We start from the raw sequence: 13,668 nt of genomic DNA on the forward strand, positions 1-13,668 counted from the left end.
AATGACAGGTGCTGCGTCATAACCAAAAGCGATGACGAGATAAATTAAAGGTTCCGCGCGGGTTTACCGTTATAGTCATTATCAAGGGAACAACAGGAAGATGTGTCTATGAACCGTTATGTACTTACCGCATTATGTGCGATTTTTACCGCAGGCGCGCAGGCTGACCGCATTCGCCCGGATGTGGAAGTGAATGTGCCGCCGGAAGTGTTTAGCTCCAGCGGCCAGCGCGCGCAGCCGTGTAACCAGTGCTGCATCTACCAGGATCAAAACTATTCTGAAGGGGCCGTCGTGAAGGCGGAGGGCGTGCTGTTGCAGTGCCAGCGCGACGAGCGCGCCATCAGCACGAACCCGCTGGTCTGGCGTCGCGTAAAACAATAAACGCCTCCAGCAGGGGAATATCCGCGGGGGCTAAGGCGTAGCCAAACGCCTCTTCCGGCGTGCACCATGCCAGCGCGCTGTGGTAGTGCGCCGTGAGCGCACCGCTAAACGCAGGAACGTGCCAGGCGTGCAGGTTGATTAAGCGCTGCGAGACCTCGCGCTGGTGGCTTGCCACGTATTGCGCAGGCCGCGCTTCAATACCCAACTCTTCGCGCAGCTCGCGGATAAGCGCCTCGGGCTGGGTTTCTCCCGCCTCGACTTTGCCGCCTGCAAATTCCCACATGCCCGGCTGGTCGGCGTGGGCAGGGCGCTGCGCCAGTAAAATTTTGTCGTCTTTTTCGATGATGGCGGCAACGACATCGAGTGTTTTCAGCATGGTCGTCAATAATTGATAGCGAAAAAAGACATATTATCGTGCCCTTTCTCAGAGTCCAGTAATCAGGAGAATCAGGTGAAAGAGACCACCGCCTGGGTTGCCCCTATCGAATCCCTTCCCGCCAGCCTTAAACCCATTGCCGTGATGCAGAAAAAGCATTTTGGCGCCGTGCTGAATCCCACGCGCTGGTGGGGGCGCATGCCGCGTCTGTTCTGGCTGGTCGCGCTGTTCGTCGGTTTTCTGGAGCGTCGTCACGCGCGCCTGACGCCCGTGCTGCGTTCGCTGCTCATGACGCGGGTGTCCCAGCTCTGCCACTGCGCTTTCTGTATTGATGCCAACAGCCTGCGGCTGGCCGAGCGCTGCGGGGCGCTGGAAAAGGTGCAGGCCGTTAGCGACTGGCAGGCATCCGCCTTGTTCACGGAGCAGGAGCGCGCGGCGCTGGCCTACGCCGAGGCGGTGACCGCCACGCCGCCCCGGGCGGATGAGGCCATCAGAACGGCGCTGAAGCGCCACTTTACGGAAGATGCCATCACCGAGATGACGGCGCTCATTGCCTTTCAGAATCTCTCTGCCCGCTTTAACGCCGCGCTGGATATTCCGGCGCAGGGGTTGTGCGCCACCTTTAACGAGACGCCCCATGCTTGATCGCCATTTTCACCCGCGGATAAAACCGGCTCTGAATCGTCTGGTCTCCGTGCTGGACAGGCCGGGCATCACGCCAGACGGATTGACCCTGACCGGGTTTGCCATCGGCGTGCTGGCGCTGCCGTTTCTGGCCCTCGGCTGGTATCCGGCGGCGCTGGTCGCCATCGTGCTTAACCGTCTGCTGGACGGTCTGGACGGGGCGCTGGCGCGTCGGAGAGGGCTGAGCGATGCGGGGGGATTTCTCGATATCGCGCTCGACTTTCTGTTCTACGCCCTGGTGCCGTTTGGCTTTGCGCTCGCTGCTCCGGCAGAAAATGCGCTGGCGGCCGCCTGGCTGCTGTTTGCGTTTATCGGGACCGGCAGCAGTTTTCTGGCGTTTGCGGCCCTGGCCGCGAAGCACGACATCGACAACCCCGGCTATGCGCACAAGTCGTTTTATTACATCGGCGGGTTAACGGAAGGGACGGAGACCATCGTGCTGTTTGTGCTGTGCTGCCTTTTTCCTGCGCACTTTACGCTCTTCGCGTGGGTATTCGGCGCGCTGTGCTGGCTGACCACCACAACGCGCATCTGGAGCGGCTACGTGACGCTGAAGTCACTTAACCCTTAGCGCGCGCTTTCAGGCCCGCGCTCACCGGTCGTCACCGGGTTCTGCGGATGACTGCTCCATTCGTACCAGCCGCCGTCATAGACGGCGATATTCTTCCAGCCCATCGCCCGGGCGTACATAAAGGTTTCAGACGCCCGCCAGCCGGTGCCGCAGTAAAACGCGACGTGCTGTTCCGGCAGAATATTCCAGCGCTTCCACTGGGCGGCGATGTCGTCAGCGCTGCGCATGGTGCCATCCGGGTTATGGAAATCCTCCATGTGGGTGGCATCGCTGCCCGCGTGACCCCAGCGGGCACCGGCAATTTCACCTTTTGGCTTGATGTAGCTGTAGCCGCTGGTTTCGCCGATGAACTCCGGCCACGAGCGTATGCTGACCAGAGAGGCATCCTGACGGTGCAGCATGCCGCGCGCCTGTTCCATATCCACCATCAGCTGCGGCTGACCGGGGATCGGCGCGCCGAAATCGGGGGCGGGCGTCACTTTACCGGGCGTACCGCGCTCAACCGGCAGGCCTGCATCTGACCACGCCTTCCAGCCGCCGTCGAGAATACGCACATCCTTCACGCCCGCATACAGCATAATCTGCGCCACGCGCGCGGCGGCGTAGACGTCGCGGCCATACAAGATGACGGTGGTGTCGTGACGGATCCCGTGCTTCGCCAGCATCGCTTTCAGCTTGTCGTCGGAGACTTTATTCCACAGCGGTTCGCTTTCCACCTCGTTGGTGTCGATATAGCCCGCGCCGGGAATGTGGTTCAGCAGGTAAAACTTCGGTGCACCCCAGGCGGCCTCAATCACTTTCCAGTCGCCCGCCGGTGCGGCAGCCACGGGTTTACCCTGCTGGAGCCGGTGGATCCACTGCGGGTAAACCAGCTGTTCAAAGTGAGGCAGGCGCTGAAGGCGCTCGGGCGTCTGCAGAGCATCGCTGAGCAGCGAAACGTGGCGGTACCCGGCTTTCTCCAGGCGGGCTTTCACCGCCTGGTTATCGTTCTCGTCGCCATACAGGGCGATGGTCGTCGCAGGGGTAAGCTGATGCTGTTTTGCCCACAGCACAATCTGCTCGTCGCTCATGGCGCTGAGCCAGGCGGCAGCAAGGTTGAGCGCGGCGGGTTCATGCCCGGAGGGGCCGCTAAGCGTCTGCGGCCAGCCGTTATAGAAGGCGCTGGCGCGTGTGTCGACAGGCGTGCCGTGCTGTGCCTGAAGCTGAGACAGCGTGATGGCGTTGGGCATATCAGCCGCCAGCGAGGAAAAAGAGGCGAGGCCGCAGAGCAGGGCCAGCGCGGTCAGTTGAGAAACACGTTTCATCGAATAACCTGACGTCAGTAAAAGAGGGGGGCATTGTCGTCTCTCCCGAAACGGAAAACATTGCGTTAGCACATTATTGCCAGCGAGAAATCTCAATCAGCTCGCCGCCGGGTGGAATATCGTCCTCATCGTGCGTGACCAGCACCGCCGGAATATTGCGCGCGCGGACGGCGTCAAATACCCATGCCCGAAACGTGGCCCGTAACGCTTTATCGAGGCGGCTGAACGGTTCATCCAGCAGCAGCGCCTGCGGCTCCGCGAGCAGGGCCCGCAGCAGGCTGACCCGGGCACGCTCCCCGCCGGAGAGGGTGGCCGGATCGCTGGCGTAATGGCCGCTCAGCCCGGCGGAATCGAGCGCCTGCGCGACCGCCTCCCGACGCGCGCGTCCGGCGATGCGCTCAGGCAGCGCCAGCAGCAAATTTTGCCCGACGCTGAACTGATCGAACAGCAGCGCGTCCTGAAAGAGAATACCCATCCCGCGGGACTCCACGGGAAGCGCGTCGCAGCGACGCGCGTCGAGCCACAGTTCGCCACGCGCCTGGAAATCGTCTGACAGCGCGCCGACCATCCAGGCAAAAAGGGTCGACTTTCCGCTGCCGGACGGCCCCATCAGGGTGACGATCTCCCCGCGGGGCACGCAAAAACTGACCTCGCGGAAAAGCGGTTCGATGGTGAGATTTTTTACCTTCAGCATTAACGTAACCCTTGTCGGTAGCGGCCCACGAGCCGGGATAGCAGGGCGGCAAGACCAAATACCGTGCCCGTGACCAGCAGTAATCCCAGCGCCCGGTTAGCGAGAATCGGGATGCTGCCCCCGCTGCTGAGCGCCACGGTTTCGGTGGTCAGCGTGGCGAAACGCCCCGCGCCCAGCCACAGCGTCGGCATATATTGCGCCATGCTGACGGAAAAGCCGGTGGCAAAGGCCAGTAGCGCAGGGCGCACCAGCAGCGGGCATTTCAGCAGTAAAAAGATTTTTGTCCGTCGCCAGCCGAGGGTTCTGGCGGTGAGAATAAGCCGGGAATCGATCCGGCGCCAGGCGGGTTGCAGCACCAGCAGCATCCACGGCAATACCCACAGGAGATGGCTCCAGAGCACGGCGGCGTAGTGCCCGTCGACGTCCAGGTGCAACGCAATCGCATACTGGCCGGTAACGAGCGGGAGGGCCGGAAGGGCGAGCGGTAACCACACCCACAGTGCGCCGCGCTGCGGGCCCCACTCCAGCCAGAGTAACCCGACGACCAGGCCGGTCAGGCTTGAAAGCAGACCGAAGCAGAGGCTGCTCCCCACCGGGCCAACGTCATCCCGTTGCGCCAGCATCAGCAGTACCGCGGCGCACAGGACGCCGCAGGCGGGCAGAAACCCGCTCAGTGTCCGCTCAGGCAGGACGCGCTGCGACCGGGGACGCGTTCCGGTAAGGTCCGCAAGTGTGCGAACCCATGCCTTCCAGAGTCCGTATCCCAGAGCGGCAAGCGCGGCCAGCAGCAGAAGGAGAAGCAGGCACAGCAGCGTCCCTTTTGCCTGCTGCTGCGCGTCGCCCTGGCTTAACCACTGCCAGGCCAGCACGGCCAGGGTAGGCGGGTTGCCGGGCCCGAGAACGATCGCCACGTCCACGACCGACAGCGACCATGCCAGCACCGCCAGCATGACTGCCCCGAGGACGGGCGCGATAGCTGGCAGAATCAGCCAGCTCAGCGTCTGAAATCGCCCGTAGCCGAGCGTCTGCAGGACGATCTTCTGCTGCGCGAGCCGTTTTTCCGGCAGTACGGCATAAATCGCCCACAGGACAAACGCGCTCTCTTTGACCGCAAGCGTCAGCCCCAGCCCGGCGCCGTAGCGGTCAAACGGCGGCGAACAGACGGTGCAGACCTGATAAAACAGTCCGCCCTCGGCAAACAGCAGTAGCGCGCCGGTGGCGAACGCCACATGGGGGATCGCCAGCAGCCACGGCAGACGGGTTGTGAGACGTCGCCAGCGTTTACCGGGCCAGAGAAGGCTGACGAGGAGAAGGGCAATGAACAACGCCCCCAGCGTGGCGATGAGCGTTGAGACCAGCGTGGCGACGGCCGCCTGCGGGAGCTGCGGATCGTTCAGCAGCCGCTGCCAGTTTGTCAGCGAAAACGCCGGGGCAAGCAGCATGGCGCCGGCGGGCAGGATCGGCAGATAAATCACCGCCATCGCCAGCCAGACGAGCCCGTTCAGCGGGTGCCGTAACGACGCAGCCATTCCTGCTCCAGCGCGTTCACCCAGGCGGACTGCGGCTCGGCAAGCACCTTCGGCAGCCCCTGCGGCGTGTGGGCCAGCAGCTGTCTGGCTTCTTCTTCGGGCAGCGTTTTCGCATCCAGCACGCTCGGATCGCCCCAGATGGCCGGGTCAGCTTTGCGGATCTGCGCCTGCGGCGACAGCAGGAAATTGGCGACCATTTTCGCCCCCGCGCTCGCGCTGGCGTTGGCCGGAATCGCCACAAAATGGACGTTGCCGAGCATCCCGCTCTGAAAACCAAAGCTATAGCTGTCGGCGGGCAGTTCGCCGCTCGCCACTTTCTGCTGCGCATGGGCCGGGTTAAAGGTCAGCGACAGGTACAGGCTGCCGCTGGCAAGCAGGGCATCCATCCGTGCAGGAGAAGGGGGAAAATCTTTCCCTTCGCGCCACAGCAGCGGGTGGAGCGTGTCCAGATAATCCCAGAGCGGGGCCGTGACCTCGGCAAAGGTGCTATCGGGGGCCTTTTGCAGCGCCTCCGGGTGAGCGGTTAGCGTCATCAGCAGCTGCTCAAGAAATGCCGTGCCGGTAAAATCGGGCGGGCGAGGATAGCTGATCTTGCCCGGATGCTGCTGCGCGTAAGCCAGCAGTGCCTGAGGATCCACAGGCGGCGTCGGCATGCTGGCTTTGCGGGTGATAAAGGTCAGCTGCGCGCCGCCCCACGGCGATTCCGCGCCGTCTGTGGGGATAGCAAAATCCTCCGTAACGGGCTTGCGGGTATCAACATAGCGCCAGTTGGGCAACGTCTGCGCCCATCCGGTCTCCAGCAGGTTTGCCTCTTTCAGCGTGCGGAAGTTCTCGCCGTTAACCCACAGCAGGTCGACGGAGCCGTTGGTCTTACGCCCCGCGGCGGCTTCGGTCTGAATACGTTTTACCGCGTCGGCAGCATCCGCCAGCGGGACAATTTTAAGGGTAATGGCATAGTGCGTATGCATCTCGCCGCTGACCCACTCCAGATAGCGGTTGACCGCCGGATCGCCGCCCCAGGCGTTAAACCAGACGGTCTGGCCTTTGGCCTGTTGCTGAATAGCCTGCCAGCCGTCGGCGGCATACAGAGGGGCCGCCAGCAGCAGCCCGGTCAGAAACGCGCAAAAACGCACACGGCGCATAATGCCTCACTTTTTAGCAGACGGGAGATAACGGGAAAACAGCCGGCGGGTGACCAACGGCAATAACCCCAGTAGTGTAAAGGCGATTAGCATGCCCGGCGACAAAATATCGCGCAGCGAGGTCACTTTTCCCAGCTCGCGCCCGGCGTTGAGAAAGACCACCGTCGCGGGCAGCATGGCGACCTGGCTGACCCACCAGTAGCGAAATACTCCCATGCGGGTCAGTCCCATCAGCAAATTCACCAGGAAAAACGGGAACAGCGGCATCAGGCGCAGGGCAAAAAGATAGCCCGCGCCGTCGCGCGCCATGCCGGTATTCACCGTACCCATCTGCCTGGCAAACCGCCGTTGCACCCAGTCGCGCAAAAGATAGCGGCTGGCGAGCATCGCCAGCGTGGCCCCAAGCGTGGAGGCAAACGAGACCAGCACAGTGCCTTCCCACAGGCTAAACAACGTCCCGCCCAGCAGGGTCAGGATCGCCGCGCCGGGGATCGAGAGGGCGGAGACCGCCACATAGACCGCAAAGAAGATCAGCGCGCTGCGCAGCGGCGAGTGGTCGACATAGGAGAGTAATGCCTGCTGGTGCGTTTTAATCCCTTCCAGGGAGAGGGTTCCCGGCGGAAGCATGATAAACGCCAGAATAAAGGCGCCCAGAAGGGCGCACAGGAAGAGTGTTTTTGAAAGGTTCACGCGTCATTACAGCTTGAATTTAGCCCACACTGGCGCGTGGTCAGACGGTTTTTCCATGCCGCGGATGTCGTAGTCGATCCCGGTTTCGATGCAGCGCTCGGCCAGCGGGGAACTGGCCAGCAGAAGATCGATACGCAGGCCGCGGTTGTCGTCAAAGCCTTTAGAGCGATAGTCAAACCAGGAGAAGCGATCCTGCGTTTCCGGGTTGGCATTGCGGAAGGTATCCACCAGGCCCCAGCCCAGCAGGCGCTCCATCCACTCACGCTCTTCCGGCAGGAAGGAGCATTTGCCGGTGCGCAGCCAGCGTTTGCGGTTCTCTTCGCCAATACCGATATCGAGATCCGTCGGGCTGATATTCATGTCGCCCATGATCAGCACCGGATTCTCTTTTTTGAGTTCGGTGGTCAGGTAGTCCTGCAGATCCTGATAAAACTTCGCTTTAGCCGGGAATTTGGTCTCATGGTCACGGCTCTCACCCTGCGGGAAATAGCCGTTGATGACCGTGATATTGCCGATCGCAGAAGGGACTTCCGCCATGATAATGCGACGCTGTGCTTCTTCACCGTCGCCCGGGAAGCCGCGACGCACGGAGACCGGTGGCGCTTTGGTCAGCAGCGCGACGCCATAGTGACCTTTCTGGCCGTGATAAAAGACGTTGTAGCCAAGTTTCGCCACCTCTTCGAGGGGGAACATGTCGTCGTGAACCTTTGTCTCCTGCAGGCCGATCACATCTGGCTGATGTTGCTCAACGATAGCTTCAAGCTGATGAGGGCGGGCACGCAGGCCGTTGATATTAAAAGAGACAAATTTCATAGTCGCTGCCAGTGCAAGGTGAATAGTGCAAGGATGGTAGCAGAATTTGCGTCAACTGTTACCGGCTTCGACCAATAACTGCAACAGATAATGCCGGTGGTGCAATATTTGCACCATTCTGACGCGCTTCGCCCCCAAAGAGGGCGTAAATGGCCGATAAATTTCGCGAGCGATCACAATTCCAGAATTATATTTGGCCTGTGCATACTCTTTCTGATTTTCATGCGGCAAAGCGCCGCTTGTCGTAAAAATATTCACTTTTTATGCACTAACAGTGAATAACTCCATGTTGTAACTTATTGATATTCTGTCCTCTCAACCCGTTTATGCATTTTTATCGCTGGCTGGCACGAAGGCTGCAATCTACATTCACAGTGCAAACACTCAATTATTTAACATTCAAATAACTTTTTATTTACCGGATGAGGTCGCTATGTCTCTGTCAATTACGCGTGAAAATTTCGATGAATGGATGATGCCGGTTTACGCTCCGGCGGCTTTTATTCCGGTTCGTGGGGAAGGCTCGCGCCTGTGGGATCAACAGGGTAAAGAGTATATCGACTTTGCCGGTGGGATTGCGGTGAACGCGCTGGGGCATGCGCACCCGGCGCTGCGTCAGGCGCTCAATGACCAGGCGGCGAAGTTCTGGCATACCGGCAACGGCTTTACCAACGAGCCTGCGCTGCGCCTGGCCAAAAAACTGATCGACGCGACGTTTGCCGAAAAAGTCTTTTTCTGTAACTCGGGGGCGGAAGCCAATGAAGCGGCGCTGAAGCTGGCGCGCAAATATGCGCACGATAAGTTTGGAACCCACAAGAGCGGTATCGTGGCGTTTAAAAATGCCTTTCACGGACGGACGCTCTTTACCGTCAGCGCGGGTGGCCAGCCTTCCTACTCGCAGGATTTCGCACCGCTGCCGCCGGATATCCGTCACGGTATTTATAACGATCTGCAGTCTGCCAGCGAGCTGATTAACGACACCACCTGTGCGGTGATCGTCGAGCCGATGCAGGGTGAGGGTGGCGTGCTTCCGGCGCAAAAGGAATTCCTGCAGGGGCTGCGCGAGCTGTGCGATCGTCATAACGCGGTGCTGATTTTCGACGAAGTGCAGACCGGCGTGGGCCGCACCGGCGAGCTGTATGCCTATATGCACTACGGCGTCACGCCGGACGTGCTGTCGACCGCCAAAGCGCTGGGCGGCGGCTTCCCGATTGGCGCAACGCTGACTACCGATAAATTCGCCAGCGTGATGACCGTCGGCACCCACGGCACCACCTACGGCGGCAACCCGCTGGCCACCGCCGTCGCCGGACAGGTGCTCGACATCATTAATACCCCTGAGGTGCTGAAGGGCGTTAAGCAGCGCCACGACTGGTTTGTTGAGCGCCTGAATGCCATCAACGGCAAGGTTGGCCTGTTTAAAGAAATTCGTGGCCTGGGGCTGTTAATCGGCTGCGAGCTCACCGCTGAGTTTGCCGGAAAAGCTAAACTTATTTCACAGGAAGCGGCAAAAGTGGGTGTGATGGTGCTGATTGCCGGTGCCAACGTCGTGCGTTTTGCTCCCGCGCTGATTGTCAGCGAGGAAGAGGTGCAAACCGGTCTGGACCGCTTTGCGCTGGCGTGTGAAAAGGTGAAATCCGGGGTGTCATCATGATGGTCATCCGTCCCGTTGAGCGCGGCGATCTCGCCGGGCTCATGCAGCTTGCCGGTAAGACGGGAGGCGGGCTGACCTCGCTTCCTGCCGATGAAAAAACGCTATCGGCGCGCATTGAGCGCGCCCTTCAAACCTGGCAGGGGACGTTGCCAAAAAGCGAACAGGGGTATGTGTTCGTGCTGGAAGACACCGACACGGGGACCGTGGCCGGGATCTGCGCCATCGAAGTGGCCGTCGGGCTTAACGACCCGTGGTACAACTACCGCGTCGGCACCATGGTTCATGCCTCGAAAGAGCTGAACGTCTATAACGCGCTGCCGACGCTGTTCCTCTGCAATGACCACACGGGCGCCAGCGAGCTTTGCACGCTGTTCCTCGACCCGGCGTGGCGCAAGGAGGGCAACGGCTATCTGCTCTCCAAATCGCGCTTTATGTTTATGGCCGCCTTCCGCGATCGCTTTAACGAAAAGGTGGTTGCGGAGATGCGCGGCGTGATCGACGACACCGGCTATTCACCGTTCTGGGAGAGCCTGGGCGAGCGCTTCTTCTCGATGGAGTTCAGCCGGGCGGACTATCTCTGCGGCACGGGTCAGAAAGCCTTTATTGCCGAACTGATGCCGAAGCATCCTATCTATACCCATTTCCTCAGCCCGGAAGCGCAGGCGGTGATCGGCGAAGTGCATCCGCAAACCGCGCCTGCCCGCGCGGTGCTGGAGAAAGAGGGCTTCCGCTACCGTAACTATGTCGACATCTTTGACGGTGGGCCCACGCTTGAGTGCGATATCGACCGCGTACGCGCGATCCGTAAGAGCCGGCTGGTTGAGGTCTCTGAAGGCCAGCCCGCGCCGGGCGACTGGCCGGCATGCCTGGTGGCGAACGAAAATTACGCCAACTTCCGTGCGATGCTGGTGCGGACCAACCCGAAATGTGAACGTCTGGTGCTGACGGCTGCAGAACTGGATGCCCTGAAATGTAACGCTGGCGATAAGGTTCGCCTGGTGCGTCTCTGCCCTGAGGAGAAAACAGCATGACATTATGGATTAACGGTGACTGGGTCACGGGCGAAGGCGAACAGCGCGTAAAGACCAATCCGGTAGGAAAAGAGGTGCTCTGGAAGGGGAACGACGCCAGCGCCGCGCAGGTGGAACAAGCCTGCCATGCCGCACGCCGCGCGTTCCCGGCGTGGGCAAAACAGCCTTTCGCCGTGCGCCAGGCGCTTGTTGAAAAGTTTGCCGGGCTGCTGGAGGCAAATAAGGCCGAACTGACGCGCATCATCGCGTCTGAAACCAGTAAACCGCGCTGGGAAGCGGCAACCGAAGTGACAGCGATGATCAACAAAGTCGCCATTTCGGTGAAGGCGTACCACACCCGCACCGGCGAACAGCACACCGAGATGCCGGACGGCGCGGCCACGCTGCGTCACCGTCCGCACGGCGTGCTGGCGGTGTTTGGTCCGTACAACTTCCCGGGACATCTGCCGAATGGCCACATTGTGCCCGCGCTGCTGGCGGGCAATACCGTGATTTTCAAGCCGAGCGAGCTCACCCCATTAACCGGCGAGGCGGTGGTGAAGCTGTGGGAACAGGCTGGCCTGCCGCCGGGCGTGCTGAACCTGGTGCAGGGTGGACGTGAAACCGGCCAGGCGCTGAGCGCGCTGAGCGATATCGACGGCCTGCTGTTTACCGGCAGCGCCGGGACGGGCTATCAGCTGCATCGCCAGCTGGCGGGGCAGCCGGAAAAAATCCTTGCTCTCGAGATGGGCGGCAACAACCCGCTGATTGTGGAAGACCCTGACGATATCGACGCCGCGGTGCACCTGACGATTCAGTCCGCCTTTATTACCGCCGGACAGCGCTGCACCTGCGCCCGCCGCCTGCTGGTGAAACGGGGCGCGCAGGGGGATGCGTTCCTCAAACGTCTGGTTGAGGTGAGCGCGCGTCTGGTGCCAGCCGCGTGGGATGCCGATCCGCAGCCGTTTATCGGCGGGCTGATTTCCGAGCAGGCCGCGCTGAACGTGCTGAAGGCCTGGCAGGACCACGTCACGCGCGGCGCGAAAACCCTGCTCGAACCGAAACAGGTTCAGCCGGGTGCCTCGCTGCTGACGCCGGGCATCGTTGAGATGAGCGGCGCGAGCAACGTGCCGGATGAAGAGGTCTTTGGCCCGCTGCTGTGCGTCTGGCGCTATGACGATTTCGATGCGGCGATTGCGATGGCCAATAACACCCGCTACGGTCTGTCGAGCGGGCTGATTTCGCCGCATCGCGAGAAGTTTGACCAACTGCTGCTGGAAGCGCGCGCCGGGATTGTGAACTGGAATAAACCGCTGACCGGGGCCGCGAGCACCGCGCCGTTCGGCGGCGTGGGCGCGTCGGGGAACCATCGCGCCAGCGCGTGGTATGCCGCCGATTACTGTGCCTGGCCGATGGCGAGCCTGGAAACCCCGGCGCTGACGCTGCCGGAAACGCTTAATCCGGGGCTGGACTTTACCGGAGGGGACCGTCATGAAAGCGCGTGAAGTCAACTTTGACGGGCTGGTGGGGCTGACGCACCACTACGCCGGTCTCTCTTTTGGTAATGAAGCCTCCACGAAGCACCGTTTTCAGGTTTCCAACCCGAAGCTGGCGGCGAAGCAGGGGCTGCTGAAGATGAAAGCGCTGGCGGATGCCGGTTTCCCGCAGGCGGTGATCCCGCCGCAGGAGCGTCCGAACGTGGCGGTACTGCGTCAGCTCGGCTTTAGCGGTACCGATGAGCAGGTGGTCGAAAAAGCGGGGACGCAGACGCCGCACCTGCTCTCGGCGGCAAGCTCCGCCTCTTCGATGTGGGTCGCCAACGCGGCAACCGTCGCGCCGTCAGCCGATACGCTGGATGGCAAAGTCCACCTGACGGTGGCGAACCTGAATAACAAGTTTCACCGCGCCACCGAAGCGGAAACCACCGAGCGCGTGCTGCGCGCCATTTTCAACCAGGACGCCCATTTCGCGGTGCATCAGGCCCTGCCGCAGGTGGCGATGTTTGGCGACGAAGGTGCGGCCAACCATAACCGCCTGGGGGGCGATTATGGCGAGCCTGGTGTGCAGCTGTTTATTTACGGGCGAGAAGAGGGGGGCCACGTCGCGCCAACCCGTTATCCTGCCCGTCAGACGCTGGCGGCCAGCCAGGCGGTTGCCCGCCTGAACCAGGTGAATCCTTCCCAGGTGATTTTTGCCCAGCAGAACCCGCATGTGATCGACCAGGGCGTGTTCCACAACGACGTGATTGCCGTTTCTAACCGCCAGGTGCTGTTCTGCCACGAGCTGGCGTTTGCCCATCAGGAAAAGCTGCTCGCCACGCTGCATGAGCGCGTGCACGGCTTCACGCCTGTCCAGGTGCCAACGGAGGCGGTGAGCGTGCAGGACGCGGTTGAAACGTATCTGTTCAATAGCCAGCTGCTCAGCCGCGATGACGGCAGCATGATGCTGGTCCTGCCGCAGGAGTCCCGGGATCATCAGGGCGTATGGCGCTACCTGACCGAGCTGGTGAAGGCGGATAACCCGATTGACGAACTGCGCGTGTTTGACCTGCGTGAAAGCATGGCCAACGGCGGTGGTCCAGCCTGTTTACGTCTGCGCGTGGTCTTGACTCAGGACGAAATGCAGGCGGTTAATCCGGCGGTCATGATGAACGATACGCTCTTTACGCGCCTGAATGACTGGGTCGATCGCTACTATCGCGACCGTCTAACGCAGGCCGATCTGGTTGACCCGCAGCTTCTGCGCGAAGGTCGCGAGGCGCTGGACGCGTTGTCGACAATCCTGCAGCTGGGATCGGTTTATCCGTTCCAGCGCTAAAGG

At 61.2% G+C, this 13,668-nt stretch carries 14 protein-coding genes; 7 read left to right on the forward strand and 7 right to left on the reverse strand.

Going from position 1 to position 13,668, the window contains the following annotated elements; translation table 11 throughout:
- Positions 1–108 precede the first annotated feature (108 nt).
- Positions 109–381: a YnjH family protein gene (locus FHC48_RS16385; RefSeq protein WP_008500699.1), complete on the forward strand. Its 273-nt coding sequence runs from the start codon at positions 109–111 to the stop codon at positions 379–381.
- On the opposite strand, the gene FHC48_RS16390 is transcribed toward FHC48_RS16385, so the two are convergent.
- Entirely contained in the window at positions 341–757 is a 417-nt protein-coding gene (locus tag FHC48_RS16390; protein WP_028015711.1) for a pyrimidine (deoxy)nucleoside triphosphate diphosphatase, read from the reverse strand. The genes FHC48_RS16385 and FHC48_RS16390 overlap by 41 nt on opposite strands.
- A 75-nt stretch (positions 758–832) precedes the next feature.
- Here FHC48_RS16390 and FHC48_RS16395 point away from each other — a divergent pair, with 75 nt between their 5' ends.
- Together FHC48_RS16395 and FHC48_RS16400 are read left to right on the forward strand one after the other, a co-directional pair.
- Entirely contained in the window at positions 833–1,402 is a 570-nt protein-coding gene (locus tag FHC48_RS16395; protein ID WP_032663734.1) for a carboxymuconolactone decarboxylase family protein, read from the forward strand.
- A complete protein-coding gene (locus FHC48_RS16400) occupies positions 1,395–2,012 on the forward strand; it encodes a CDP-alcohol phosphatidyltransferase family protein (protein ID WP_059364682.1) in 618 nt (205 codons plus the stop codon). Before FHC48_RS16395 ends, FHC48_RS16400 begins: the two co-directional genes overlap by 8 nt.
- On the opposite strand, the gene FHC48_RS16405 is transcribed toward FHC48_RS16400, so the two are convergent.
- The 6 genes from FHC48_RS16405 to xthA form a co-directional block, all read right to left on the reverse strand.
- Positions 2,009–3,316: a sulfurtransferase gene (locus FHC48_RS16405; RefSeq protein ID WP_059364685.1), complete on the reverse strand. Its 1,308-nt coding sequence runs from the start codon at positions 3,314–3,316 to the stop codon at positions 2,009–2,011. The genes FHC48_RS16400 and FHC48_RS16405 overlap by 4 nt on opposite strands.
- A 73-nt stretch (positions 3,317–3,389) precedes the next feature.
- Positions 3,390–4,010 (reverse strand): ATP-binding cassette domain-containing protein, encoded by a 621-nt coding sequence (locus FHC48_RS16410; protein ID WP_059364688.1) that lies wholly within the window; start codon positions 4,008–4,010, stop codon positions 3,390–3,392.
- A complete protein-coding gene (locus FHC48_RS16415; protein WP_119312082.1) occupies positions 4,010–5,539 on the reverse strand; it encodes a thiamine ABC transporter permease in 1,530 nt (509 codons plus the stop codon). The genes FHC48_RS16410 and FHC48_RS16415 overlap by 1 nt, the downstream gene beginning before the upstream one ends.
- Positions 5,512–6,672, reverse strand: coding sequence for an ABC transporter substrate-binding protein (locus FHC48_RS16420; protein WP_059364715.1), 1,161 nt, complete (start codon positions 6,670–6,672; stop codon positions 5,512–5,514). The genes FHC48_RS16415 and FHC48_RS16420 overlap by 28 nt, the downstream gene beginning before the upstream one ends.
- Positions 6,673–6,687: 15 nt before the next feature.
- On the reverse strand, positions 6,688–7,308 hold the full coding sequence (locus FHC48_RS16425; protein ID WP_259281169.1) for a TVP38/TMEM64 family protein: 621 nt from the start codon (positions 7,306–7,308) through the stop codon (positions 6,688–6,690).
- A 69-nt stretch (positions 7,309–7,377) separates the two neighbouring features.
- Positions 7,378–8,184, reverse strand: a complete 807-nt coding sequence (gene xthA, locus FHC48_RS16430; RefSeq protein WP_059364697.1) for an exodeoxyribonuclease III — start codon at positions 8,182–8,184, stop codon at positions 7,378–7,380.
- Between the two features lie 433 nt (positions 8,185–8,617).
- On the opposite strand from xthA, the gene FHC48_RS16435 reads away from it, so the two are divergent.
- The 4 genes from FHC48_RS16435 to astB are packed head-to-tail and all read left to right on the forward strand — an operon-like array spanning position 8,618 to position 13,665.
- Entirely contained in the window at positions 8,618–9,838 is a 1,221-nt protein-coding gene (locus FHC48_RS16435) for an aspartate aminotransferase family protein (protein WP_047748268.1), read from the forward strand.
- Positions 9,835–10,869: an arginine N-succinyltransferase gene (gene astA / locus FHC48_RS16440; protein ID WP_008500686.1), complete on the forward strand. Its 1,035-nt coding sequence runs from the start codon at positions 9,835–9,837 to the stop codon at positions 10,867–10,869. Before FHC48_RS16435 ends, astA begins: the two co-directional genes overlap by 4 nt.
- On the forward strand, positions 10,866–12,353 hold the full coding sequence (gene astD / locus FHC48_RS16445) for a succinylglutamate-semialdehyde dehydrogenase (RefSeq protein ID WP_059364699.1): 1,488 nt from the start codon (positions 10,866–10,868) through the stop codon (positions 12,351–12,353). Before astA ends, astD begins: the two co-directional genes overlap by 4 nt.
- On the forward strand, positions 12,340–13,665 hold the full coding sequence (astB, locus tag FHC48_RS16450; RefSeq protein ID WP_059364702.1) for an N-succinylarginine dihydrolase: 1,326 nt from the start codon (positions 12,340–12,342) through the stop codon (positions 13,663–13,665). The genes astD and astB overlap by 14 nt, the downstream gene beginning before the upstream one ends.
- Positions 13,666–13,668: the final 3 nt, after the last annotated feature.

This window comes from Enterobacter sp. EC_50, assembly GCF_019584525.1.
GTDB lineage: Bacteria > Pseudomonadota > Gammaproteobacteria > Enterobacterales > Enterobacteriaceae > Enterobacter > Enterobacter roggenkampii.

What these genes read in the sequence shown, in the direction of transcription:
- FHC48_RS16425 (WP_259281169.1), bottom strand. Translation starts at nt 7,308, where the DNA reads ATGCTTCCGCCGGGAACCCTCTCCCTGGAAGGGATTAAAACGCACCAG.
- FHC48_RS16400 (WP_059364682.1), top strand. Translation starts at nt 1,395, where the DNA reads ATGCTTGATCGCCATTTTCACCCGCGGATAAAACCGGCTCTGAATCGT.
- astA (WP_008500686.1), top strand. Translation starts at nt 9,835, where the DNA reads ATGATGGTCATCCGTCCCGTTGAGCGCGGCGATCTCGCCGGGCTCATG.
- FHC48_RS16415 (WP_119312082.1), bottom strand. Translation starts at nt 5,539, where the DNA reads ATGGCTGCGTCGTTACGGCACCCGCTGAACGGGCTCGTCTGGCTGGCG.
- xthA (WP_059364697.1), bottom strand. Translation starts at nt 8,184, where the DNA reads ATGAAATTTGTCTCTTTTAATATCAACGGCCTGCGTGCCCGCCCTCAT.
- FHC48_RS16390 (WP_028015711.1), bottom strand. Translation starts at nt 757, where the DNA reads ATGCTGAAAACACTCGATGTCGTTGCCGCCATCATCGAAAAAGACGAC.
- astB (WP_059364702.1), top strand. Translation starts at nt 12,340, where the DNA reads ATGAAAGCGCGTGAAGTCAACTTTGACGGGCTGGTGGGGCTGACGCAC.
- FHC48_RS16385 (WP_008500699.1), top strand. Translation starts at nt 109, where the DNA reads ATGAACCGTTATGTACTTACCGCATTATGTGCGATTTTTACCGCAGGC.
- FHC48_RS16435 (WP_047748268.1), top strand. Translation starts at nt 8,618, where the DNA reads ATGTCTCTGTCAATTACGCGTGAAAATTTCGATGAATGGATGATGCCG.
- FHC48_RS16410 (WP_059364688.1), bottom strand. Translation starts at nt 4,010, where the DNA reads ATGCTGAAGGTAAAAAATCTCACCATCGAACCGCTTTTCCGCGAGGTC.
- astD (WP_059364699.1), top strand. Translation starts at nt 10,866, where the DNA reads ATGACATTATGGATTAACGGTGACTGGGTCACGGGCGAAGGCGAACAG.
- FHC48_RS16405 (WP_059364685.1), bottom strand. Translation starts at nt 3,316, where the DNA reads ATGAAACGTGTTTCTCAACTGACCGCGCTGGCCCTGCTCTGCGGCCTC.